This window comes from Pseudomonas sp. 15A4, from assembly GCF_016925575.1.
Classification (GTDB): Bacteria; Pseudomonadota; Gammaproteobacteria; order Pseudomonadales; family Pseudomonadaceae; genus Aquipseudomonas.
In genome coordinates, this window is the sequence record NZ_CP068986.1 from 1,678,376 (window position 1) to 1,701,430 (window position 23,055).

18 protein-coding genes and 2 pseudogenes are annotated in these 23,055 nt (G+C 54.4%); 10 read left to right on the forward strand and 10 right to left on the reverse strand.

The features are described from left to right. Positions 1-86: 86 nt before the first annotated feature. Complete coding sequence (locus tag JN403_RS07575) at positions 87-959, reverse strand: WYL domain-containing protein (RefSeq protein ID WP_205486607.1); 873 nt, start codon at positions 957-959, stop codon at positions 87-89. A 120-nt stretch (positions 960-1,079) separates the two neighbouring features. Between JN403_RS07575 and JN403_RS07580 the strand changes: the two genes are divergently transcribed. The 10 genes and pseudogenes from JN403_RS07580 (at position 1,080) to JN403_RS25360 (ending at position 15,298) form a co-directional block, all read left to right on the forward strand. Then, a complete protein-coding gene (locus tag JN403_RS07580) occupies positions 1,080-1,334 on the forward strand; it encodes a hypothetical protein (RefSeq protein ID WP_205486608.1) in 255 nt (84 codons plus the stop codon). A gap of 10 nt (positions 1,335-1,344) precedes the next feature. Further along, entirely contained in the window at positions 1,345-2,397 is a 1,053-nt protein-coding gene (locus JN403_RS07585) for an ADP-ribosylglycohydrolase family protein (RefSeq protein WP_205486609.1), read from the forward strand. A 147-nt stretch (positions 2,398-2,544) separates the two neighbouring features. Further along, positions 2,545-3,219 carry an EcsC family protein gene (locus JN403_RS07590; protein ID WP_205486610.1) on the forward strand — a complete coding sequence of 225 codons (675 nt, stop codon included), beginning with the start codon at positions 2,545-2,547 and terminating at the stop codon, positions 3,217-3,219. A 783-nt stretch (positions 3,220-4,002) separates the two neighbouring features. Beyond that, entirely contained in the window at positions 4,003-7,293 is a 3,291-nt protein-coding gene (locus JN403_RS07595) for a helicase-related protein (protein ID WP_205486611.1), read from the forward strand. After that, on the forward strand, positions 7,290-7,970 hold the full coding sequence (locus JN403_RS07600; protein WP_205486612.1) for a DUF4391 domain-containing protein: 681 nt from the start codon (positions 7,290-7,292) through the stop codon (positions 7,968-7,970). Before JN403_RS07595 ends, JN403_RS07600 begins: the two co-directional genes overlap by 4 nt. A gap of 43 nt (positions 7,971-8,013) precedes the next feature. Further along, a complete protein-coding gene (locus tag JN403_RS07605) occupies positions 8,014-10,032 on the forward strand; it encodes a site-specific DNA-methyltransferase (RefSeq protein ID WP_205486614.1) in 2,019 nt (672 codons plus the stop codon). Positions 10,033-10,041: 9 nt separating this feature from the next. Further along, positions 10,042-10,230 carry a hypothetical protein gene (locus tag JN403_RS07610; RefSeq protein WP_205486616.1) on the forward strand — a complete coding sequence of 63 codons (189 nt, stop codon included), beginning with the start codon at positions 10,042-10,044 and terminating at the stop codon, positions 10,228-10,230. 130 nt (positions 10,231-10,360) lie between these two features. After that, positions 10,361-13,413, forward strand: a pseudogene (locus tag JN403_RS25870) (DEAD/DEAH box helicase family protein). A gap of 41 nt (positions 13,414-13,454) precedes the next feature. Beyond that, a complete protein-coding gene (locus JN403_RS25355) occupies positions 13,455-14,279 on the forward strand; it encodes a DUF262 domain-containing protein (RefSeq protein WP_240356851.1) in 825 nt (274 codons plus the stop codon). Continuing rightward, on the forward strand, positions 14,276-15,298 hold the full coding sequence (locus JN403_RS25360) for a DUF1524 domain-containing protein (protein ID WP_240356853.1): 1,023 nt from the start codon (positions 14,276-14,278) through the stop codon (positions 15,296-15,298). The genes JN403_RS25355 and JN403_RS25360 overlap by 4 nt, the downstream gene beginning before the upstream one ends. Before the next feature lie 357 nt (positions 15,299-15,655). Here the strand turns inward: JN403_RS25360 and JN403_RS07625 are convergent, their stop codons facing one another. From JN403_RS07625 to JN403_RS07665, 9 genes and pseudogenes are all read right to left on the reverse strand, one after another. Then, entirely contained in the window at positions 15,656-16,093 is a 438-nt protein-coding gene (locus JN403_RS07625; protein ID WP_205486618.1) for an HIT family protein, read from the reverse strand. Further along, positions 16,090-16,941 (reverse strand): macro domain-containing protein, encoded by an 852-nt coding sequence (locus tag JN403_RS07630; protein ID WP_205486620.1) that lies wholly within the window; start codon positions 16,939-16,941, stop codon positions 16,090-16,092. Before JN403_RS07630 ends, JN403_RS07625 begins: the two co-directional genes overlap by 4 nt. Next, complete coding sequence (locus JN403_RS07635) at positions 16,941-17,450, reverse strand: TIR domain-containing protein (protein WP_205486622.1); 510 nt, start codon at positions 17,448-17,450, stop codon at positions 16,941-16,943. Before JN403_RS07635 ends, JN403_RS07630 begins: the two co-directional genes overlap by 1 nt. Before the next feature lie 121 nt (positions 17,451-17,571). Further along, the gene (locus tag JN403_RS07640; protein ID WP_205486624.1) at positions 17,572-17,814 is read right to left on the reverse strand and encodes a hypothetical protein; all 243 of its coding nucleotides are present in this window, start codon (positions 17,812-17,814) and stop codon (positions 17,572-17,574) included. Continuing rightward, positions 17,811-18,553, reverse strand: a pseudogene (locus JN403_RS25365) (S24 family peptidase). The gene JN403_RS07640 and the pseudogene JN403_RS25365 overlap by 4 nt, the downstream one beginning before the upstream one ends. 441 nt (positions 18,554-18,994) lie before the next feature. Continuing rightward, positions 18,995-19,522, reverse strand: coding sequence for an inorganic diphosphatase (gene ppa, locus JN403_RS07650; RefSeq protein WP_074893152.1), 528 nt, complete (start codon positions 19,520-19,522; stop codon positions 18,995-18,997). Between the two features lie 106 nt (positions 19,523-19,628). Next, positions 19,629-20,447 carry a M90 family metallopeptidase gene (locus JN403_RS07655; protein WP_205486626.1) on the reverse strand — a complete coding sequence of 273 codons (819 nt, stop codon included), beginning with the start codon at positions 20,445-20,447 and terminating at the stop codon, positions 19,629-19,631. A 4-nt stretch (positions 20,448-20,451) separates the two neighbouring features. Continuing rightward, a complete protein-coding gene (locus JN403_RS07660) occupies positions 20,452-21,099 on the reverse strand; it encodes a DedA family protein (protein WP_122536874.1) in 648 nt (215 codons plus the stop codon). 253 nt (positions 21,100-21,352) lie between these two features. Next, positions 21,353-22,873, reverse strand: coding sequence for an aldehyde dehydrogenase family protein (locus JN403_RS07665; protein WP_205486628.1), 1,521 nt, complete (start codon positions 22,871-22,873; stop codon positions 21,353-21,355). Positions 22,874-23,055 lie beyond the last annotated feature (182 nt).

Consider the following 23,055-nt stretch of genomic DNA (forward strand, 5'->3'; position numbering starts at 1 on the left):
GGAAATCTGAGTCTGAGAATTGATGACCCGCAGATTGGGCCCTTGCGCACCTCAACCTGATCGTCGAGGCCGCGAGGTCCATTTCTTCACTCATAAAGCCAGGGCTTCAGCTCATCCAGATTTTTGACCACGATCTGCTGCGCAGCCGCCTTGGGATCAAGCTTCTTCGGGTCAATCTGAAAGCGCTGGAGTACGTACTTCACCAGAGCGCGCCTTGTCGGAATCGTCAGCACGCCTTCTTCCATCCCAAAATCAGCCTCAATGATCGCCTTCTGTTCTGGCTTGAGACGCGAGTCGGGCTCGATAACGACGGCCACCTCAGTGTTCCAGTCTTCGTCTGCATCGATCAGGTTCTCGGTTCGGCGCTCGAATTCCGGTTGGCCGCGCAGCCGACTCAGAACGAAGTCCCGATACATGCGGTTCTTTTCGCAATACGCGCGCACGTGCCAACGCATCCCTGTGTAGACCAGCGTATGAGGCGCGATCAGCCGGGTCTCGGGGACCGGGTTGGCAAGCGAAACATATTCAACGGCAATCACTTCGCTTTCACGGCAAGCCTTAAGCAGCGGGCGCAGCACTTCCGGGCGGATAGTGCGATCGGGCACTTCCAGAACCATCGTGTGTGCATACGCCAGGGCGAGTCCTTCTACGTGCGGCGCCCGTGAGTGAGTCTGATTGAGCAAGTGCAAATAGGCGCTCGCGCTGTCGTCGATGAACAGCGGTTTGAAGTGCTTACTCGGTACGTAGCCCTTCAGCTGCTTGTCATATGTAAGATTTTTAGGCGCATGTTCATTGATGTAGGTATTGATGTCTTTCGAGGCCTGCTGACGGCTGATGCCGAAGCTCTGAATCAGGTGGCCCGTGGTCAGCCGGCCTTCCCACCACACAACCGTTTCGATCAACCGATAGCGAAGTGCCAGATCCCAGCGAACCTGTTGGATGTCCTGCGCGCGTTTCATACCCGCTCCATGTGCGTGATTTGTTTACCTGTATAAGTCTACATTCTATACGTGTAATGAAACGCTACATATCCTGCGCTCGTCTTCGGCATGAAGCGAACTCACGATAAGGAGGTGAACATGACAACGTCAGATGCAATTTCGACAGGGGTGCTGGTGCTAATGGCCGCCATTGCAGTGGTTCTGGTTTTGCAGTGCCTGCGGCTTCAGGATATCTGGCAATTGATCGTCGATTGCAAGAGCTCGATGCGCTGGGCGCAAATTCATGAGGTGGAAAATAAAGAACTGCGGTCGGCTCTGCGGGCAGAAAAAGCCCATGTTGAGCAACTCAGAAGAAAGCTCGACCTCCTGCAAACCATGATGCCGGCCTCGTAAGGAAGCACAGATGAACAGAATTGAAAGGATCAAAGGCGGCCTGCTAGGCGGCGCAGTGGGGGATGCCCTAGGGGCACCGGTTGAATTTCTGGAATGGAGCGCCATCCGCGCGACGTTTGGAGCGCGGGGCATTGCCGATTTTGCGCCCGCTTATGGCCGCATAGGTGCCATCACCGATGACACACAAATGATGCTCTTTACCGCTGAAGGTCTGCTGCGCGCTTATGTGCGTGGGAGTTCCCGCGGCATTTGCCACGTGCCCAGCGTCATCCACCATGCGTTGCTGCGTTGGTTGATGACCCAGGATTACTCGCCTGCGACTTCCGTAACCCTCAACGGCTGGCTTGTGCAAGAGCGCGATTTGTGGTCCCGCCGCGCACCTGGCCATACCTGTGTGAACGCGCTGAAGGCCAGCTCGCGATTTGGCTTTCTCTCCGAAAATAACAGTAAAGGTTGCGGCGCGATTATGCGTGTCGCCCCCTGCGCTTTCTTTGGCAACGCCTTTGACAATGCCGCTGAGTCCGGGCGTCTGACCCACGGCCACCCAACCGGGTATATGGCGGCGGGACTGTTCGCCGACATTCTCCAGCGCATCGCTGACCGGCAGGACAGCCTCGAACACGCCATTACCGAAAGCCTCGTCGAGCACGGCCACAAACCCGGCATGGAAGAGACACGAGCGCTTGTCGAGCGCGTGCTTTTCTTTTTCTACGAAGGATATCGTCCAACCCCCGAGCGTATCGACGAGGTTGGCGGCGGATGGATTGCAGAAGAAGCGCTGGCGATCGGCATCTGGTGTGCACTCACTGCAACGTCGTTCGAAGACGGCGTGATCAATGCCGTTAATCACAGCGGAGACAGTGACAGTACCGGGCTTATCGCCGGGCATCTGCTCGGTATTCAGTATGGCGTTGAGGCGATCCCGGATCGATGGCTGGAGCGGCTCGAGTTGCGTGGCGTGATTGAGGCGGTGGCGGAGGATATCGAGCGGGTACCGAGGGATTATTCCGGGTATGGCGGCGAGTTTGATGCCGAGATCGAGGTGCGCTATCCGGGGGATTGAATGGCTGCGGTCTTCGTCGACGCCAGTCCCCGTTTATAGCGAAACGCAGGCTGTGGATCCAAGCTTGTAAAGTATTGGATCCATTGGTCGATATGAATTCGGTAGCAGTTTGATGCAGACAACCTCATACACGGACAGGCGGTGGAAATGGCTAGCGAATTGACTCTCACGAAACTCAACCAAGCTCTTGAGTGGGCCTACGAAAAAGCAATGGATGGCATCCCCGGCACTGAGTCGGCTGAGGAATTCGCTGCGGAGTACAGAAAGAACAATGATACGGCCATCGACGCTGCGAACTCGCTGATCCGCTGGCAAAACACCAAAGCCGCCACCTCCGGCTTTCTGACCGGGCTGGGTGGCATCATTACTTTGCCTGTCACCATCCCGGCGAACATCGCCAGCGTTATGTACGTGCAGCTGCGCATGATCACCGCGATGGCATACCTGGGCGGCCACGACCCACGCGACGATCGTGTCAAAACCTTGGTCTACACATGCCTGGCCGGTAATGCCGCTAAAGACATCTTGAAAGATGTAGGCATCTCGATTGCCAACAAGCTGGCGATCAGCTCCATTAACAAAATCAGTGGCACGACCCTGACGAAGATCAATCAGGCTGTGGGCTTCCGGCTACTCACCAAGTTCGGCAGCACCGGTGTGGTGAACTTGGGCAAAGCGGTCCCACTGCTGGGCGGTTTGATCGGCGCAACGTTCGATTCGGTGACAACGAATACTGTCGGGAACGTGGCTCGTGATCTGTTCGTGGTGAATTCGGCGACAGCGCCGGCTGAAAATGACGATGTGGCAGCAGGCGTGGCCTGAGGCTATTGAGGATGAAACCCGGCAGCTCGTGGCCGGGTTTTGTCGAGCTGGATCGTCATGGTTGCTCTGGCGTAAGCATCGGATTCCGAGTAATTGATGTTGCTCGAAGGCAGGCCCGTTTCGGCTGTGGCCGTTGAGGGTGTCGGCTTCCCAGCCGCCGTTGCGTCTCATCAAAAATGCCGCGCAACTGTGCTACCGACATTTCTAATGTCTTTCCCGATATCCGCAGTGTCCCGGCCATAATCTTAAGGATAAGACGTGTTTTACTCAGTATGGCCGTGGTGGTGAATTAGGCAGCAACCTGCTGCCCAATTGCACTGGTTCTACGCGATAGTGCTGGTAACCAAATGGACATGTCCTGTCGAACGCGAGTGTCGTATGCACGCCACCGTTTTATAGGGCTAGGTTAGGTAGCATTTGGCTGCTAGACGTCAAGGTCCGCCTAGACAGATATCAAGGTTCGGCGGTGATCGGCCTTGTTCATGCACGGGCGCCTTTATGGCAGATATACGGGTTCTAGCGCGCCGCGGTTGTATGCTTTAGGCCTTATTTTGCAGGGATACATGAAGACTTCTTCTCCTGTCCCCCATCTAACACCCAAGGTGTCACTGGATGTGCTCGCCCGTTCATGCTCATGGAAGCAGCGTCAATGGTTGCGCGAACGCAGTCTAGCTCCCCTCGGGTTATGATTTGAATACGTGGCAATTTGCTGGCTGGTAATGCGTGATATTACGGCCAGGCTCCATGATAATCCCCTCAGCTCGCATAAAGGGATTCCTCCAAATGGAACTGATCGACAACATCAACACCCTGCTTGGTGAAAACCTAAAAGGTACGCTCAAGCCGGGCTCGAAGCTGAAGATTGCCGCCTCGTGCTTTTCGATCTACGCCTACGTCGCGTTGAAGAAGGAGCTGGAGAGCATCGACTCCCTGGAGTTCATCTTTACCTCGCCGACCTTTGTGCCCAACGAGGTGAGCGACAAGATCAAGAAGGAACAGCGCGAGTTTCATATTCCCAAGGCCGAGCGCGAGCGCACCACCACCGGCAGTGAGTTTGAAATCCAGCTGAAGAACCAGCTCACCCAGAAGGCGATAGCCAGGGAGTGTGCTGACTGGATTCAACGCAAGGCCAAGTTTCGCTCCAATCGAGGCCAGGCGCCTATGCAGCCCTTCGCGGGCGTGCAAGACAAAGTTGGCGACAGCGTCTACATGCCTTTGCAAGGCTTCACGGCCGTGGATCTGGGTTACCAGCAGGGCAACGCCGTATCGAACTTTGTCACCAAAATAGATGAGCCAAGCGTTACCGCGACTTTTCTCAATCTGTTTGATCAGATCTGGAGCGACCCAAGCAAGCTGGAAGACGTGACGTCACGGCTGTGCGACCACATCGCCTCGGTTTATCAGGAGAACGCCCCTGAGCGCGTTTACTTCTTGATGCTCTACAACATCTTCCGCGAGTTTCTGGAAGACATTAATGAAGACGTGCTGCCCAACGACCGTACCGGCTACCAAGACAGCCTAATCTGGCAGAAGCTATTCAACTTCCAGCGTGACGCTGCCACCGGCTTGATCAACAAGCTGGAGACCTACAGCGGCTGCATCCTTGCCGACAGCGTTGGTCTGGGTAAAACCTTCACGGCGCTGGCGGTGATTAAATATTACGAGTTGCGTAACAAGTCTGTTTTGGTGCTATGCCCGAAGAAGCTGGCCGACAACTGGCGGAACTACAACCAGAACCTCAAGACCAACATCTTTGCCAAGGATCGCTTTAGCTACGACGTGCTCTGTCACACCGATCTGACTCGTACCCGTGGCGAGTCGCTGGGCATTCCGCTGGATCGCGTCAACTGGGGTAACTACGACCTAGTAGTGATCGATGAGTCGCACAACTTCCGTAACAACGACGTCTATAAAGACAAAGAGACCCGTTACCAGCGGCTGATGAATCAAGCCATTCGTCAAGGCGTGATGACCAAGGTACTGATGCTCTCCGCCACCCCGGTCAACAATCGCTTCAGCGATTTGCGCAACCAATTGGCCTTAGCCTACGAGGGCGACAGCGACAACCTCAGTAAGAAGTTGCGCACTGAAAAGGACATTGACGGCATCTTCCGTCGCGCCCAGGCAGCCTTCAACGTTTGGACCGGTTTGCCACCGGAAAAACGCACTGCAGCGGCGATTCTCAATACCCTTGATTTCGATTTCTTCGAGCTGCTCGACAGCGTCACCATTGCTCGTTCGCGACGGCATATCGAGACCTTCTACAACACCGCCGACATCGGCAGCTTCCCTGAACGCCGCAAGCCACTGTCGTTTCATTGCCCGTTGACTCCGCGTGGTGACGTCATAGGCTTCAACGAAATCTTCAACCGGCTGTCGCTGCTTAAGCTCGCCGTTTACGCGCCGGTTAGCTACATCCTGCCGAGCCGGTTGAAAAAGTACGAAGAAATGTACGACACCGAAGTGGAGGGAGGTAAACGCAAGCTCAAACAGGTCGATCGCGAGAGAAGCCTGCAAGCGCTGATGACCACCAACCTGTTGAAGCGGCTCGAGAGCTCGGTCGAGTCTTTCCGCCTGACCCTGAAAAATCTGCAGAGCACGCATCGGAACGCGCTGGACAAAATCGCCACTTTCAAGAAAACCGGCCTTGCCAGTGACTTCGCCGACGTTACCGCTGCCTTTGAAGATGCCGATTTTGACGACGACAACTTACCGTTGCCTGGCGACATTACGATTGGTAAGAAGATTCAGATCAGCTTGGAAGACATGGACGTGCCGTCGTGGGAGCAAGACCTGGAAGGCGACCTAATCTTCATTGAAGAGTTGCTGGCTGAAATGGCCAAGGTCACACCAGCCGATGACGCCAAACTGCAGCACCTGAAAACCCAGATCACTAGCAAGCTGGCATCGCCGATCAATCCTGGCAATCGCAAGGTGCTGATTTTTACCGCCTTCGCCGATACCGCCAATTACCTCTACGACAACCTTGCTGAGTACCTGCTGAGCGCTCACAAGGTGCATTCCGGCAAGGTCACCGGCAGCGATGCGCCCAAGTCCACCCTCGGCACTATGCCGGGAAGTCGCCAGACTTACGACTTCCAAGGTTTACTGACACTGTTTTCGCCGCGCTCGAAAGAAAAAGCGCTGATTTACCCGGACGAGCCGCGTGAAATCGACATCCTCATCGGTACCGACTGCATCTCCGAAGGCCAGAACCTGCAGGACTGCGACTACCTGATCAACTACGACATTCACTGGAACCCGGTGCGCATCATCCAGCGCTTTGGCCGGGTGGATCGTATTGGCTCGCAGAACGTCAGCATCCAGTTGGTCAACTATTGGCCAGACATTAGCCTCGACGAGTACATCAACCTCAAAGAGCGGGTTGAAAACCGCATGATGATCGCTGACGTTACCGCCACTGGCGACGACAACGTGCTCAGCGCCCAGGCCAACGACGTGGCCTACCGCAAAGAGCAACTGCGACGTTTGCAGGATGAAGTGATCGAGATGGAAGACATCAAGACCGGCGTCTCCATCACCGACCTCGGCCTCAATGATTTCCGCATGGATTTGCTCAGCTACATCAAGGCCAATGGTGACCTCGGCAGCATCCCCAATGGCTTACACGCCGTGGTGCCGGCACGGCAGGAACTTGGCTTGGTGCCCGGAGTAATCTTCACCTTGCGCAATCGCAAACACGGCGCCAGCCTCAGTCAACAGAACCGCCTGCATCCCTTCTACCTGATCTATATCAGTCTGGAAGGGCAGATCATCAGTGATCAGACAGAAGCCAAGCGTCTGTTGGACCTGGCTCGCAGCGCCTGTAAGGGCCACGTCCAGCCGATCAGTGATGCCTACCAGCGGTTCAATCAGTCCACCCAGGACGGGCGTAACATGCGCGCTTACTCCAACCTACTCGACCAAGCGATCCGCTCGATGATCGATGTGAAGGAAGAGAAAGACATCGACAGTCTGTTCAGCGGCGGTAAGACCACTGCACTGGTAGACACAATCTCTGGGCTGGATGATTTCGAGCTGATTACTTTCATCGTCATTCAGGGTGCGGCATGAGCCTGGCCCCAGTTACACCAGGGTTATTCAGTTTTCCGCCGCAGGCTAAGGTAGGCCGCGTGGTAGCGAAGAACAAAATCTACGAGCGGGGTTCTGTCAGCTCGACGCTGCGCGATAAATTTGTTGCCCAGGTCGAGCAAATCACCTGGCAGTACAAACTGGCTCCAGAAACCATTAACTTGCCGGCGCGTGGGGGTGTCCTAGAAATTCAGATCTTCGACATCGTACTGAAAACCGTTGAGTTAGATGAAGATGTACTGCGCGCCATCGATCGCGCTATCCCTCTGCCGATTATCTTTCAGTTGCACCATCAGCAGCGCACCCGCATGGTGGCGACCTTTAAACGCCCCAGCGAAGCCGATGCCAGCAAGTGGGTCATCGATGGCTACGTCGCTGGAGTTTGGTTAGCTGCTGACGCCGAGCGTCAACCCTTGCCGGTGGCGCTGGATCTGCATGGTCTTTACGAACAACTGCTGCGCAGCTTGCTACCGCAGCCGGCGAGGCTCGGTGAAAGCCTGCCAGAGCAGCTGCAGCGATTGACTCAGCTGCGCAGCCTGCAAAGCGAGCAGCGCAAGCTGGAGGCGCGCTTGCACAAAGAAATGCAGTTCAACCGCAAAGTAGAGCTCAACGCTCAATTGCGGGAGCTGAATACCCAAATTCATCAGCTGAGCGCGTGAGCGCCAGTTCGCACCCAAGAATTCAAGAATTACAGGACGTCCCATGGACAAGCTGAAGATGCACTCTCCAAACCTGACCGAAGCCAATATCAACAAGCTGGCTGAGCTGTTCCCAAATTGCATCACCGAAGCGTTGGATGCTCAGGGCGGGCTGAAGAAGGTTATCGACTTCGATCTGCTGCGTCAGGAGCTGGCATCAAATATCGTCGAGGGCGCGCAGGAGCGCTATCAGCTAAATTGGCCCGGTAAGCGCGAGGCGTTGCTCGCCGCTAATACGCCGATTGCAAAGAGTCTACGTCCATCCAGAGAAGAGAGTGTCGATTTCGATAAATCGCAGAATCTGTTCATTGAAGGAGATAACTTAGAAGCGCTTAAACTTCTGCAGGAGAATTATCTCGGTAAGGTCAAGCTGATTTACATTGATCCACCTTACAATACAGGTGGCGACTTTGTATATCAGGATGATTTTTCAGAGTCGCAGGCTGAGTTTTTGGTGCGTTCGGAGCAAAAAGATGAGTTGGGTCAGCAGCTTGTTTTAAATAGCAGTTCAAATGGGCGGTTCCATTCGAGATGGCTCAACATGATGTATCCTCGATTGAAACTGGCCAGAAACCTACTTCGAGATGATGGGGTTCTACTTGTATCAATTGACGAAGCGGAGTCTGCTAATCTTAGAAAGCTCTGTGAGGAGATTTTTGGGAGCGAGAACTATGCTGGCGATATTGTTTGGAAAAATAGTAGTAAGAATGATCAGGACTATATATCTGTACAGCATGAGTATATTTTTTGTTTCGTGAAAAGCAAAAAAGATAATCTTGGTCAATGGCTGGAAAGAAAGGAAGGTCTTGACGAAATATATAAGGCTTTCGGTGAATTTAAGGCTAAACACGGCAGCAATTTTGCTGCAATTCATAAAGAAGCTCTGGCGTGGTATCGGCAGTTTCCTGAGTCAAACCCGATATATTCTAGTAAGCATTATTCTTGGATGGATGAGAATGGAGTATATTTCCCTGACAACGTTTCCGGTCCGAACGTAGGGCAGTATGTTTACGAGCTTCCCCATCCCGTGACCGGGAAGAATGTTAAGCAGCCATCTCGTGGTTGGTTTTGTCCAGAAGAAAAGCTGAAAGATCTGGCTAGAAATAATTTAATACATTTTGGTGAGGATGAGACAACAGTTCCTTGTCTTAAAACCTATCTTAAAAAAACCGAGTATAAAAGCCTCTCGAGTGTTGTATTCCGAGATGGTCGAGCGGCGTCGAAAAGATTGCGCACACTTTTTGGAGATAACATCTTTACGAATCCTAAAGATGAGTTCTTGCTGTCATCCCTTATGAAGGCAATCGGAGTCCAAGGAAATGACATTGTTTTGGACTTCTTTGCGGGGTCTGGAAGCACGGGGCATGCTGTCATGAATTTAAATCATGAGCAAAAAAGCTCATGCAGATATATTTTGGTACAGTTGCAGGAAAATCTTAATGAGACCTACAAAACAGCTGTTGGTCTTAATAAGAAGGTTCTCAAAAATGCTATCGAATATCTGAAGAAAAGAAATAAGCCAGAAATTTTAAGTGAGATCTGCAAGGAGCGCTTGAGGTTGTGCGGGAAAAACTTCCTGGCTGAAGACTCATTGTTTCAAGAAAAGCCACATATTGATTTAGGTTTTCGGGTTCTTAAAATCGATACCTCCAATATGAAAGAGGTGTACTACAAACCGGATGATGTCAGCCAGAATCAGCTCTTTGATCAGGTCGACAATATCCGCGAAGACCGCACCGTCGAAGATCTGCTGTTTCAGGTGTTGCTTGATTGGGGCGTGGATCTGGCCCTGCCGATCAGCCAACAAGTTATCGCGGGCAAGACCGTGTTCTTCGTTGACGGCGATGCACTGGTCGCCTGCTTCGATACCGGTATCGATGAAGACTTCGTCAAACTGCTCGCCGGGCATAAGCCCCTACGGGTGGTGTTCCGCGATGCCGGCTTCGCCAACGACAGCGTGAAAATCAACATCGAGCAAGTATTCAAACTGCTGTCGCCAGCGACTGAAATCAAGACTCTTTAAGGGGCTGATATGGATGCTAAAGCCTTGCAGGTACTGCTGGACTCTGCTACTCGCAAGGGTATCGACCAGTTGCTTAGCAACAAACTCAGTGATGCTCTGGATGATGCGCAGAAGGGAGCCAAGATCGGTGGTTTTCTCACCTGCCTGCGACATGCCGAGCTCATTAAGAATGGTGGCTCGCGCAAAGCGCCTGTCTGAGTGCTTGCAGAGTAAATTGGCCTGCTTTGCGGGATAAATGCAGAATAAATTAACTGTAAGTAGCTGATCTTAAAGGGTTAGGCGCCTTGATACTTACTTGCAATACCCTAGGGTCAGCCAGGAATTACGCATGAAACTGAAGTTTAAAGTCCAGCCCTACCAGACCCATGCGGTAGACGCCTTTGCCGACTGCTTTGCTGGTCAGCCAAAATCCTCGGGCGTGAGTTATCGCGTTGACCCTGGCGCTAAACCCGTTGCGCTGGTGGCACCACAGCAGATCGACCTGCTCGGTGCGAAGATGGCTGAACCGACTGAGGCAGGTTTTAAGAATGCCGAGCTAGTGTTGAGCGCGGCGCAGTTGCTAGGAAATGTTCAAAGCGTACAACGCCGGCAGAATCTGCCGTTATCGGCTGCGCTGGCTAGCGACAAGCATACGGGTTGCACCATCAACCTCGATGTTGAGATGGAGACCGGCACGGGTAAGACCTATTGCTACATCAAGAGCATGTTCGAGTTGAACAAGCGCTTTGGCTGGAGCAAGTTCATCGTCGTGGTGCCGAGCATTGCCATCCGCGAGGGCGTGTATAAATCGCTGCAGATCACTGCTGAGCACTTCCTGGAGTGTTACGGCAAGAAGGCGCGCTTCTTCATTTACAACTCCAAGCAGTTGCACAATCTGGAGAGTTTTTCTTCGGATGCCGGCATTAACGTCATGGTCATCAACGTGCAGGCGTTCGCCGCCCGTGGTGCTGATCAGCGGCGGATCTATGAAGAGCTGGACGACTTTCAGTCACGCCGTCCTATCGACGTAATCAAGGCTAACCGGCCGATTCTGTTTCTCGATGAACCGCAAAAAATGGAAGGGGCCAAAACGCTGGCGTCCTTTAGCGAGTTCAATCCGCTGATGATCGTGCGCTACTCGGCTACGCACAAAACTGAGTACAACAAAATCCACCGCCTCGATGCGCTGGACGCTTACAACCAGAAACTGGTGAAGAAGATCAGCGTGCGCGGCATTACGGTCAAAGGCCTGACCGGGACCAATGCTTATTTGTTCCTGCAGGATATCGAAGTCTCGACAAAATCGCCTGTGGCGCGGGTCGAGATGGAGATCAAACAGAGCAATGGTATCAAGCGCGTGATGCGAAAGCTTGGCCGCAACGACAATCTGTACGACCTGTCCGGTGGACTGGATCAGTACAAAGACTACGTGGTTGCCGATATCGACGCCCGTATCGACACGCTGAGCTTTACCAACGGTGTGACGCTAATGGCCGGGGAGGCCGTGGGCAATGTGGATGAGGCCGCTATGCGCCGCATCCAAATCCGCGAGGCGGTAAAAGCACATTTTCAGAAAGAGATGATGCTGTTCAGCAAGGGTATCAAGGTGCTGTCGCTGTTCTTCATCGATGAGGTAGCTAAATACCGCCTGTACGACGCAGCCGGTGAATTGCCTGGCGAGTACGCGCAGATCTTCGAGGAGGAGTACAACGCCTACCTCACCGACGTAATGACGCTGGAAGACACTCCCTACAACCGTTATCTCAAGGGTATTCAGGCTCGTCAGACCCATAATGGCTACTTTTCTATAGACAAGAAGAGCAAGCGCCTAGTCGATCCCACAGTGGGAAAAAAGCTACTGAGACCGACGACGTGGATGCCTACGACCTGATTCTCAAGGATAAAGAACGCCTGTTGTCGTTCGACGAGCCGGTGCGATTTATCTTCTCCCACTCCGCTTTGCGCGAAGGCTGGGATAACCCCAACGTCTTCATTATTTGTACCTTAAAGCACAGCGATAACAGCATCTCGCGGCGCCAAGAGGTGGGTCGTGGCATGCGCTTGGCCGTCAACCAGCAGGGCGATCGTATGGATGACCCAGCCACCGTACACCAAATTAATGAGCTGACGGTGGTGGCCAGCGAAAGCTACAAGGACTTCGTTGGCGCATTGCAGAGGGACATCAGCGAATCGTTGTCGGCTCGGCCGCGTGAGGCCACCGAACATTACTTCAAAGGTAAAATTTTACAAACTTCAACTGGCGACGTTGAGGTTTCTGCGCAACTGGCCAAGCAGATTTACAAGTACCTGCTGAAAAACGACTACACTGACGACAACGATCAGATCACCTTGACCTACCATGAGGCCAAAAAACAAGAACAACTGGCAGAGCTGCCGGTTGAACTGCAGCCCTATGCAGCCCAAGTATTCCAGCTGATCGATAGCGTCTTCAGTGCGGCGCAAATGCCGGAGATTGGCGATGACCGCAAGGCTAAGATCAATCCCCTTAACTCGAACTTCGAGAAGAAGGAGTTTCAGGAGCTGTGGAGCAAGATCAACCGTAAAGCCGCTTACACCGTTCATTTCGAAACCAATGAATTGGTGGGTAAGTGCGTGGCGGCTTTGGACGCAGAGCTGCGGGTTAAACCGATGCAGTACATTATCGAGCGCGGCAGCCAGATGGAGAACGCCAGCTTCGACGATATGAAGAGTGGCTCGGCCTTTAAGATCGCCGAAAGCTCGACTGAAAAGTACAACCACTCCGTTCATTCGGCGGTGAAATACGATCTGATTGGCAATCTGGCCGAGGACACCCAGCTAACACGCAGTACCATTGCCAGCATCCTCAAAGAAATCAACGTGGCAGTGTTCAGCCAGTACAAAACCAACCCGGAAGACTTCATTGCCAAGGCCTCTACGCTGATCAACGAGCAGAAGGCAACCGCTATCGTTGAGCACATAGCCTACGATCCGGTCGAAGAAACCTATAGTTCGGATATCTTTACCGCGGAGAAGCCCAAAGACGATTTCAGTAAGGCTTTCGAAGCCAAGCACCACGTCTACGATTATGTGTTCACAGACTCCAACATCGAGCGGAAGTTTGCTCAAAACCTGGATGCTAGCACCGAGGTTGCGGTATACGCCAAGCTACCGAAGAGCTTTTTCATCCCTACCCCGGTCGGCAACTACAATCCCGACTGGGCGATTGCCTTCAAGGAGGGCAAGGTGAAGCATGTTTATTTCGTTGCTGAAACGAAAGGTTCTATGTCGTCCCTTGAGCTTCGTAATATCGAGAAGTCCAAGATAGCCTGCGCGCGTAAATTCTTCGCCAAAATCACATCTGATCAGGTGAAATACCAAGTGGTGGATGGGTATAAAAAATTAATGGAGCTGGTTCAGTAACCAGTTTCTAAATGATGATGAGTTAATCGGATCGTATTGATATGGATATTCAGCCGGACAAGCAGAACCTAGACCGTACCTTTGCGTCGACGGTCTATTACATCGATTTTTATCAGCGTGACTACAAATGGAACGAAGAGCCGGTTCGGCGGCTGCTTGATGACATTTTCTATCAATTCGAAGAGGCTTACAGCAGATATCTTCATTTGGAACCGAACTCGGAGAGCATCAATGCACGTTACCCTTGGTACTACCTAAATACCTATGTCACCAATACAGTGCAGGGTAAGGTTTTTGTTGTTGATGGTCAGCAGCGCCTGACTACGTTGACTCTATTTTTGGTTCAGCTTTTCCGGATGGCTAAGGTTTTTGAATCAAAAACCGCTGGTTGGCTGGAGAGGAAAATAGTTGGCTATTCAGGTGTTGAATATGAGTTTTGGATGAACCACGTACGTCACATCCATGTTCTCAAGGAATTGATGGAGGGCGCTGCGCCGGATGTTGTGGACAGATCCACTGGCTTGACTGCTGCCAACATGCTGAAGAATTTCTCGGTGATAGCAACGGAGCTGTCAGTCCGGTTAGAGACCAAGCACAAATTCGAAACCTTTGTGCATTACTTTCTCTACCGTTTAGTTCTCATCAATCTTTCAGTTGACTCTACACATGTGCCAATGGTCTTTGAGGTCATTAATGATCGCGGCGTCCGACTCAAGCCTTATGAGATTTTGAAGGGAAAGCTTCTCGGGCAAATCGATAAGCTTGAGCTGGACTCTGGTAATTACAGCGAGCTATGGGATTCACAAGTTAGATCTGTTAATGCTTATCGCGAAGATGAAATTGACAGTTTTTTCGTTACTGGATGAAGAGTAAGTTCGCCGATACCCGGAAGTCCGGGCAGCGCTTTGATGGCGACTATCACAGGGAAATGTTTAAAGCTGATATCAATCAGTTTCTTAAGATTGAGCATGACTCCGGCAAAGTCAAAGCATTTCTTAAAGAGGACTTTTCTTATTACACGAAGCTATATGTGCGACTGCTGGATGCAAGTGCTCAAGAAAATGAAAAATACCCCGCTGTTTACTTCAATAGTTTGAATGAGCTAGATAGCCAGTACCTGCTTATCCTATCGGCTTGCTCCGTGAATGATCCAGAGGAGGTTTCAAAAATTCGAGTTGTCGCAGAGCAATTGGATCGAATGTTTTCCTTGCAGCAGTTGCAGGGTGCCTACGATAGTAATGAGTTTGCGGTGAAGTTGTTCGAAATTAGCGCGGAGATTCGTAACAAGCCAGTTGTACAGATACCTCTGGTTTTTGAGTTTCATCTACTGCGGGAGATTGCTCGGAAACGTGCAACTGCTGTTTTAACTTCGTTTAACTATAACCTATTTCGAGGTATGACGATTGATCGGCTAAACACGCGTTTCACCCGTTTCTTCTTTGGAAGGGTTGAGCTTTTCCTAGCAGAGGGCATGAAGCTGAAAATGAAACACTCACTGGGCAGTCTGGTGACCCTTAGAGGCGCCAAAACTGGTTTCCATATTGAGCATATATTGTCGCGTAACACAGAAAGCTTGGATGCCTTTGGCGGCGATGAGGAGCGCTTTGAGGTCGAAAGAAACCGACTCGGAGGCGTATTGCTCATGAAGGGAAAGGATAATATATCCAGTAGTAATGAGCTCTACTCCGGAAAGCTGAAATCTTATGCGAACACGCTTTATTGGAATGAAACGCTACGCAGTGACTCGTACCACAGCAAACTGGATTTCCGCGACTTCGCGAAGAAGTCAGGGCTTGAATTCAAATCGATGAACAAGTTTGGTCCTGATGAGCTTGAAGAGCGACAGAAGCTGTTGTTTGAAGTGGCGTCTTTAATATGGCGCTAATAATGCTCTCTAGTCCGCATAGTTAGGGCTAGAGGAGTATGTCATTTCTAGGCGGCATGCGTTAACGCTGTACTGAGGGCTCTTTTTTTGATTTATGGTTTTTGGCCAAATCATCTCCGAAGATCGAAATATCACGCAGCGACAAAATCGAAGTCATCTACATAAGGTTCTGGCTGGACGAAAGCGTGTGCGCGCAGTTCTGTCAACGATTTTGATACGTGCTTGGTAAAGGCGATCTGTACGAAAGCCACCGATTGACCATCCTCGCCACAGAACTGGTTGCGAGCAGCGAACACATCGTCTCTTATTTGAGTGAGCCGGACAGTCCCCGATCTACGTTGCCAAGGCACCTTGCGTCTATCCCTCCAGCAACCGCCGCGCAATCTCATCCGTCTCCATCACCGATATCTCCTTCACCTCCCCAAACTCCGTCCCCCCGCCCGACAGCGTCCCCGCCACATGAAAGTGCACGTGCCTAATCGCCTGGCCCGCCGGCACGCCGTTGTTCTGCCAAACCGCAATCCCCGTCTTCGAGTACGCCTTTTCAATCAGCCTCGCCGCATTGCGCACTTCAACCGCCACCGCCGCCACTTCCTCATCGGTCATCTCCAACAGCGAAGGCACGTGCCTCAGCGGCAGCACCAGCAAGTGCGGGTGACCCCTTTGTTCGCGGGTCACGAAGGTCGCGGTTTGTGGGGTGCAGGAGAGAATGGTGTAGGGCCTTTCGCCCCTGAGGTATGCGCAGAAAGCGCAATCGGGATTGTCCGGGAGGTCGAGGCTGGTTTCCGGGCTCATGATGACCTCAATGACGAGAGGAACGACTGCAGTTCCAGTCGATCGAGTTTTCGGTAGTCGTCGGGGCGGACGACGATGCGCAGTTCATCGCAGACCTTTGAGTTGCGGGAGGCAAACATGAATGACAGCAGCGTGAAGCGGATGGCGTCCTGGGCGGGCAGCACGCTGGACAGTCGCGCCTGCCCGCCGCCGATCACCGGGATCGAGATCGTGCCGCCGTTGCCGCGCCGGGACACTTCCGCCCACAGCGCGAGCAAACCTTTCCACACCTTGTCCGGCGTGGAGCGCGCGACGTTCTGGGCGTCCATTTCGCAGTAGGCCAGGAAGAAGATCAGCCGGTGCGCATGCTTGAGCGTTGCGATGGTGCCGACACCGTATTGCACTTGTTTGCCCGGTTTGTTGAGCGTACCGACGCAGGGGGTGTTGACCAGCGCGTCGTCCAGATGACGATCAAGTTCTTTCAGGTCGCCGCCGTAAAGGACCTGCAAGGCCTGTCCCTGCAGGCTGGAGGTGGCAATGATGTTCGGCGTTTCCGTGTCGAAGGTGTCGTTGGTACCAATCACCAGATGGCCGTCTTCCTTAAGAAGGTCACCGGGCACGATGGTGATCCGCGTTTTCGGCGCGTTGTATTCCTCGGCAATCGGGCGCGGCCAGGCCTTGAACAGCGCGGCGGAAACTGACACCACGATGATTGCTATCAGGATGCCGAAACCTTCCATCGCATGGCTGCCGGGGTAAATGACGTTGAACGTCTGCATGATTGTCGACAGTCCGCCGACGCAGGCGAACAATGCCACCAGGAAGTGGCGCCAGAAGCGCCACGTTTGCATGTCCTGAAGAAGAGGCATCAGATGCCCAGCCCGTCGTAGATTCTGCCGACATATCGATGGGGACCTTGCAGGTCGCTCTTCGCGTAACCCGCAACGTAGTTGTCCAGCGTGTACTGAATGATTTTGGGCTGGAAAGACACCGAAACGTTGAAGTGTCTTTGATCAATGAGCGGCTGGGGAATGTTATCCATGACGATGTTTCTGCTCTGGCAGAGATTCGCGATGACGATGGGAAGATCCAGTTCGAGAATCACCTCGATTTCATAAGCAAGAAACGAATCCCCGTCGCCGCCCTTGCGACGGCCATCTTCGCTGCCCAGTAAGATAACTTGCTTGGTGTTGTTGAGGCGTTCGCGCAGGCGGCGTTTGATAGTTTCTGGCGAACTGCTGTCCCGCGCCTCGAACAGGTCATGGGCATTGAAGAAGTCGAAGTCGATTTTCTCGTTCTGCTTCCAGGCTTTCATCAGCCAATAATGCTTGATGTCTTCGCTGGCGAACGCGATGTAGGTTTTGTTGCGGTAACTCATGATGAACTTCCTGTAGTGAAAACGAAGAGGGTTGTTTGCTTCATCGGTTAAGGCGCTCAGTCCATTGATTGCCGATTGACGCGCGCGCGGAGGCGCCGCGTGGGTTAGCGGTGCGAGGTATTCATGGGAAGTTAAAAAGCCGGCTTGTGGCCGGCTTCTCGGTGACGGGTTTGGTTAGTTTTTGGCTAACCGCACCCGTCCGCAAAAGTGCGCGCTGCGAGGAGGCGCTTGTCAGGTAGACCGGGCAGGTCAGGGAGACGGTGCCAGGTCGATCACCCATCCGCGTGTGGCCGACGGGTGCTGAAACGAAGGCGTGCAGGATACCCATGTTGTTTGCGTCTGCCCAGTTCTGAAACACGCTCATTCCGCGCCTCGCCGTATCGTTGCCGGATGGCGGCGGTTGTTGAGCGTCGACCACCAGAAGATCCACCCCAGAATATGAATGTGCTGGGCCTGCACCTGTTCGGCGCTGAAAATCTCGTCCGGGTACTCGGCGCAATTGTGGCTGCGCAAGCGCAAGCCGCCGCCCGGCAGGCGATACAGGTATTTCACCCGCAGCATGCCGTCGTGTTCGAGGGCGTACATTTCACCATCGATGATCTGCACGCGCCCGCGATCGATGCCGATCAGCGAGCCGTCCTGGATTTTGTCCGCCATGCTGTTGCCGACCATTGCCACACAAATGGCGTTGTGCAGCTCCACGTCCATGGTTTCCAGCACACGCCGGGACAGGCGCACTTTGTGGTTGTGGATTTCACCCACCGCCGTCCGACCTGAGCTTTGCGTCTGCAATTCGGTGTAGACCGGCATTTCCAGTTCTTCGCGCACGCTTCGCGCACGCTTCGCTCGGCCTGCGGTTGAGCGTCTGGCGGCTGGGCAGCCAAGCGGTCTTGTCCAGGGTGCTTCGGCCCCTCGCCGCTGCGCAGCCAACGTGCGTTGACGCTCAGCAGTTCAGCGACTTCCTCAATACGGGCCATGGGGATGCCGCGCTTGAACCAGTTGTTCACGTGTTGCGGCGTAACTTTTCGGTTGGCGGCAAAGTCCGTTGCCGAGAGATGGCACTCTCGCAGAAGGCCGCGCAGTCGATCACCTGATGTATTCATGGGCCGAAGTTTACGGCGGGTTGAAGCGCGTTTAAATGAACGAAGTGTTCAAATGAGCACGCCGTCATGCTTGAACGTGAATGTAAGGATTACAACGTTCGGCTGTTTTTGTAGGCCGATTCGCTCACTGTTTTCTTATGCATCAACAATGGTTGAAACCGATGTCACTCATGCACGTGAGCAATTAACGGCGCGGAGGCCTGACTAAAGGGGGCACCAGGGAAGTTTGAATAGGGAGGTGTTGCTCAAAAAGAGAAAATCATACGACGCTATTAAACACGTTGTGTGTGCAGTGTGAGTTTTAAACATGTGTGTAATGAAAGAGGGCGAAAAAAAGGAGGGATGTACGGGGGAGGGGTATTCAGAAAGCAGAAGGCGGGGACATGCAGGTAAAACGTGGCCCCGTCGAAGCGGCGAGCGCTTCGGCGGGACACAACCGGATCAGCCCTTGTAGGCCGCTACCGATTTGGTGATCGCTTCGCGAGCGGCGTCAGCGCCAGCCCAGCCTTCGATCTTCACCCATTTGCCTTTTTCGAGGTCTTTGTAGTTCGCGAAGAAGTGCTCGATCTGCTGGATCAGCAGCGCTGGCAGATCGGTGTATTCCTTCACGTCCACGTACAGCTGGGACAGCTTGTCGTGGGGGACTGCGATGATTTTGGCATCGCCGCCGCCGTCGTCGGTCATGTTCAGCACGCCGACCGGACGGGCGCGAATCACCGAACCCGGGGTGACCGGATAAGGCGTCACCACCAGCACGTCGAGGGGGTCGCCGTCGTCAGCCAGGGTGTTGGGGATGAAACCGTAGTTGGCCGGGTAGAACATCGGGGTGGCCATGAAACGGTCAACGAAAAGGCAGTCGCTTTCTTTGTCGATTTCGTACTTGATCGGCGCGTGGTTGGCCGGGATCTCGATTGCGACGTAGATGTCATTCGGCAGGTCTTTACCGGCCGGAATCTTGCTGTAGCTCATTGGGCTTTGCCCCCTTGGTTGACCATTCAGAATCTGGCATGCAACGCCAAAAAGTGGCCGGATTATAGGCACATTCCTGAAGCGTTGCCATGCGTGACGGCGGGCTTCAGGCGTCGTGTTGAGCCTGATAGACCGGGTTGTCGCGCTGAAGTGCCGTTAGCCGCGCCAACGGATCCTGCCGATAGAACGCTTTCAATTGCCCGTAGACGGCGGGATAGGCCTCGACGAGCAAATCCGGCGCGCTGAAGAAGTATTCGCTGATGACTGCAAAGAACTCGGCCGGGTTTTCCGCCGCGTAGGGGTCGATGGCGGTCTCGGCGTCAGGGTTGGCGTCGAGTTGCCGGTTGAGATCGTCATACGCGCTCTGCATGGCGCTGGCCCAGTCACTGACGCGCATGTCGGGGTGCAGCGGCGGCAGGCCGTTCGCTTCGCCGTTGAGCATGTCCAGCTTGTGCGCCAGTTCGTGGATCACCAGGTTGTAGGCTTCCCATCCTCCGCTCGTCAGCACACCCGGCCAGGCCAGAATCACCGGGCCCTGGGACCACGCCTCTCCGCTGTGCTCGCCGTCCCATTCGTGTTCGATGCCGCTGGCATCGCGATGGCGTTGGGGGCTGATGAAATCGTCGCCGTAGAGGATGATTTCGTGAAAACCCTGATACCAGTTCAGATCGCCCAGGGCGAGCAACGGCAGCTGCGCCTGAGCGGCCAGAAACAGACGCGATTCATCATCCAGCTCGACGCCTTCCAGTGCGGTCAGGTGTTTGGCCTGCAGGAACAGCACGCAGCTCTCGAGCAGGTAACGGTCCTCTTCAGCGCTCAGCCCGTCGAGGATCGGCAGGCGCTGGCGCACGCGTTCCCACATCTGCGGATTGACCGGATGGCGCGCCAGCGTGCGCCGTTTGCGCCATTCCCGGAACGACCACATGGATTCAGCGCGCCTCGGCGGAGCGACCTGTGCGGCTGCGGATCAGGCCGATGATCATCGGCAGCAGCGAGATCAGGATGATCGCCAGCACCAGCAGCGTCAGGTTCTTCTTGATGAACGGGATGTTGCCGAAGAAGAAGCCCAGCGTGACCAACCCGCCGACCCATAGCACCGAGCCCAACACGCTGAAGCCGAGAAAGCGCAGGTAAGGCATGCGGCCAAGACCGGCCACGAACGGGGCGAAGGTGCGGATGATTGGCAGGAAGCGCGCGAGGGTGACGGTCTTGCCGCCGTGGCGACCGTAGAATTCCTGGGTTTTGGTCAGGTAATCGCGACGGAAGATTTTCGAATTCGGGTTGCTGAACAGCTTGTCGCCGGCGGTGCGGCCGATGATGTAGTTGGTGCTGTCGCCGAGTACCGCCGCTGCCATCAACAGGCACGCCAGCAACACCGGGTCCATGCCGCCGCCAGCCGCCACGGCGCCCGCGATGAACAGCAGCGAATCGCCTGGCAGAAAAGGCATGACCACCAGGCCGGTTTCGCAAAAGATCACCAGGAACAGAATCGCGTAAACCCAGGTGCCGTATTGGGTCACAAGCAGGTCGAGGTAAACGTCAAGGTGAAGAATCAGATCAAGCGGATTGAAATCCATGTAGGCACCTGGTTTTGAGACCCGATCCGGGTCGTGCGGGGCGAAGAGGGGAAATGTGCGCGGCATTATAGAGGCAAGCAACGCAATGTGGCGCTCGACATGCCGTCTTCGTGAGAAAGCTCACTCCCACAGGGGTGGCGTCTTTAGCTCACCATTGCGGCGTCCGGACGGCGGCGTGTCCCATTGAACTCCCATCGCTACCCACAAAAACGGCCTCCGAAGAGGCCGTTGCTTGTCACCCGATTACGCTAAATCAAAAGAAGCCCAGCGGATTGATGTCGTAGCTCACCAGCAGGTTCTTGGTCTGCTGATAGTGCTCGAGCGCAACCTTGTGGGTTTCGCGGCCGACGCCGGATTTTTTGTAACCGCCGAACGCCGCATGGGCCGGGTACAGGTGATAGCAGTTGGTCCACACGCGACCGGCCTTGATCGCCCGGCCCACGCGGTAGGCGCGGTTGATGTCGCGGGTCCAGACGCCGGCACCCAGGCCGAACTCGGTGTCATTGGCGATGGCCAGGGCTTCCGCTTCGTCCTTGAAAGTGGTCACGCTCACCACCGGGCCGAAGATTTCTTCCTGGAAGACGCGCATCTTGTTGTTGCCTTTCAGCAGCGTCGGTTGGATGTAGTAACCGGTCGCCAGCGAGCCTTCGAGCTTCTCGACCTTGCCGCCGGTCAGCAATTCGGCGCCTTCGCCCTGGGCGATTTCGAGGTACGAGAGAATCTTGTCGAATTGCTGCTGCGACGCCTGCGCACCGACCATGGTGTCGGTGTCCAGCGGATCGCCGCGCTGGATCTTCAGCACCTTCTTCATCACCACTTCCATGAACTGCGGGTAGATCGACTCCTGAACCAGGCAGCGTGACGGGCAGGTGCAGACTTCGCCCTGATTGAAGAACGCCAGCACCACGCCTTCAGCGGCTTTGTCGATGAACTCCGGCTCGGCCTGCATGATGTCTTCGAAAAAGATGTTCGGCGACTTGCCGCCCAGTTCGACGGTGGACGGGATGATGCTGTCAGCCGCCAGTTTCATGATGTGCGAACCTACCGGCGTCGAGCCGGTGAAAGCGATTTTGGCAATACGCTTGCTGCTGGCCAGCGCTTCACCGGCTTCGCGGCCATAACCCTGCACCACGTTGAGCACGCCTTTTGGCAGCAGATCGCCGATCAGCTCCATCAGCACAGTGATACCCAGCGGCGTTTGCTCGGCCGGCTTGAGGACGATGCAGTTACCGGCGGCGAGGGCGGGCGCGAGTTTCCAGGCGGCCATCAACAGCGGGAAGTTCCACGGGATGATCTGTCCGACCACGCCCAGCGGCTCGTGAATGTGATACGCCACGGTGTTGCCGTCGATCTCCGCAGCGGAGCCTTCCTGGGCACGCAGTACACCGGCGAAGTAACGGAAGTGGTCGACTGCCAGGGGGATGTCAGCGTTGAGGGTTTCGCGCACGGCTTTGCCGTTGTCCCAGGTCTCGGTGACGGCCAGCAATTCCAGGTTCTGTTCGATGCGGTCAGCGATTTTCAGCAGGGTCAGCGAGCGCTCCTGCACCGAGGTTTTGCCCCACGCATCGGCTGCGGCATGGGCGGCATCGAGGGCTTTGTCGATGTCTTCGGCGGTCGAGCGCGGGAATTCTGCGATCAGCTTGCCGGTGATCGGCGAGGTATTTTCGAAGTACTGGCCTTTGACCGGCGGCACGAATTCGCCACCGATGTAGTTGCCGTACTGGGTCTTGAAGGTAACGATTGAGCCTTCAGTACCGGGGTGGGCATAACGCATGGTGAATATCTCCTGGTCTTGTGATTGTCTGGGGATAACGCGTTGCGGCGCATGATTAGGTCGCATGGCTAGAGCGTAGAGCAAAGCGCGGGCCATTGCCGTCCGGTCCCCGGTTTATCGGGGGGTTGTCGATGAATCCTGTGGGCATGCCCGAGTGGTGTATCAACGGCGGGGCGGCAAAG

Excerpts from the sequence above, each read along its gene's own strand:
- ppa (WP_074893152.1), bottom strand. The coding sequence starts at position 19,522 with ATGAGCTACAGCAAGATTCCGGCCGGTAAAGACCTGCCGAATGACATC.
- JN403_RS07595 (WP_205486611.1), top strand. The coding sequence starts at position 4,003 with ATGGAACTGATCGACAACATCAACACCCTGCTTGGTGAAAACCTAAAA.
- JN403_RS07625 (WP_205486618.1), bottom strand. The coding sequence starts at position 16,093 with ATGAGCCCGGAAACCAGCCTCGACCTCCCGGACAATCCCGATTGCGCT.
- JN403_RS07640 (WP_205486624.1), bottom strand. The coding sequence starts at position 17,814 with ATGAGCGTGTTTCAGAACTGGGCAGACGCAAACAACATGGGTATCCTG.
- JN403_RS07630 (WP_205486620.1), bottom strand. The coding sequence starts at position 16,941 with ATGCCTCTTCTTCAGGACATGCAAACGTGGCGCTTCTGGCGCCACTTC.
- JN403_RS07635 (WP_205486622.1), bottom strand. The coding sequence starts at position 17,450 with ATGAGTTACCGCAACAAAACCTACATCGCGTTCGCCAGCGAAGACATC.
- JN403_RS07665 (WP_205486628.1), bottom strand. The coding sequence starts at position 22,873 with ATGCGTTATGCCCACCCCGGTACTGAAGGCTCAATCGTTACCTTCAAG.
- JN403_RS07610 (WP_205486616.1), top strand. The coding sequence starts at position 10,042 with ATGGATGCTAAAGCCTTGCAGGTACTGCTGGACTCTGCTACTCGCAAG.
- JN403_RS07600 (WP_205486612.1), top strand. The coding sequence starts at position 7,290 with ATGAGCCTGGCCCCAGTTACACCAGGGTTATTCAGTTTTCCGCCGCAG.
- JN403_RS07655 (WP_205486626.1), bottom strand. The coding sequence starts at position 20,447 with ATGTGGTCGTTCCGGGAATGGCGCAAACGGCGCACGCTGGCGCGCCAT.
- JN403_RS07580 (WP_205486608.1), top strand. The coding sequence starts at position 1,080 with ATGACAACGTCAGATGCAATTTCGACAGGGGTGCTGGTGCTAATGGCC.
- JN403_RS25355 (WP_240356851.1), top strand. The coding sequence starts at position 13,455 with ATGGATATTCAGCCGGACAAGCAGAACCTAGACCGTACCTTTGCGTCG.
- JN403_RS07660 (WP_122536874.1), bottom strand. The coding sequence starts at position 21,099 with ATGGATTTCAATCCGCTTGATCTGATTCTTCACCTTGACGTTTACCTC.
- JN403_RS07605 (WP_205486614.1), top strand. The coding sequence starts at position 8,014 with ATGGACAAGCTGAAGATGCACTCTCCAAACCTGACCGAAGCCAATATC.
- JN403_RS07590 (WP_205486610.1), top strand. The coding sequence starts at position 2,545 with ATGGCTAGCGAATTGACTCTCACGAAACTCAACCAAGCTCTTGAGTGG.
- JN403_RS07575 (WP_205486607.1), bottom strand. The coding sequence starts at position 959 with ATGAAACGCGCGCAGGACATCCAACAGGTTCGCTGGGATCTGGCACTT.
- JN403_RS07585 (WP_205486609.1), top strand. The coding sequence starts at position 1,345 with ATGAACAGAATTGAAAGGATCAAAGGCGGCCTGCTAGGCGGCGCAGTG.
- JN403_RS25360 (WP_240356853.1), top strand. The coding sequence starts at position 14,276 with ATGAAGAGTAAGTTCGCCGATACCCGGAAGTCCGGGCAGCGCTTTGAT.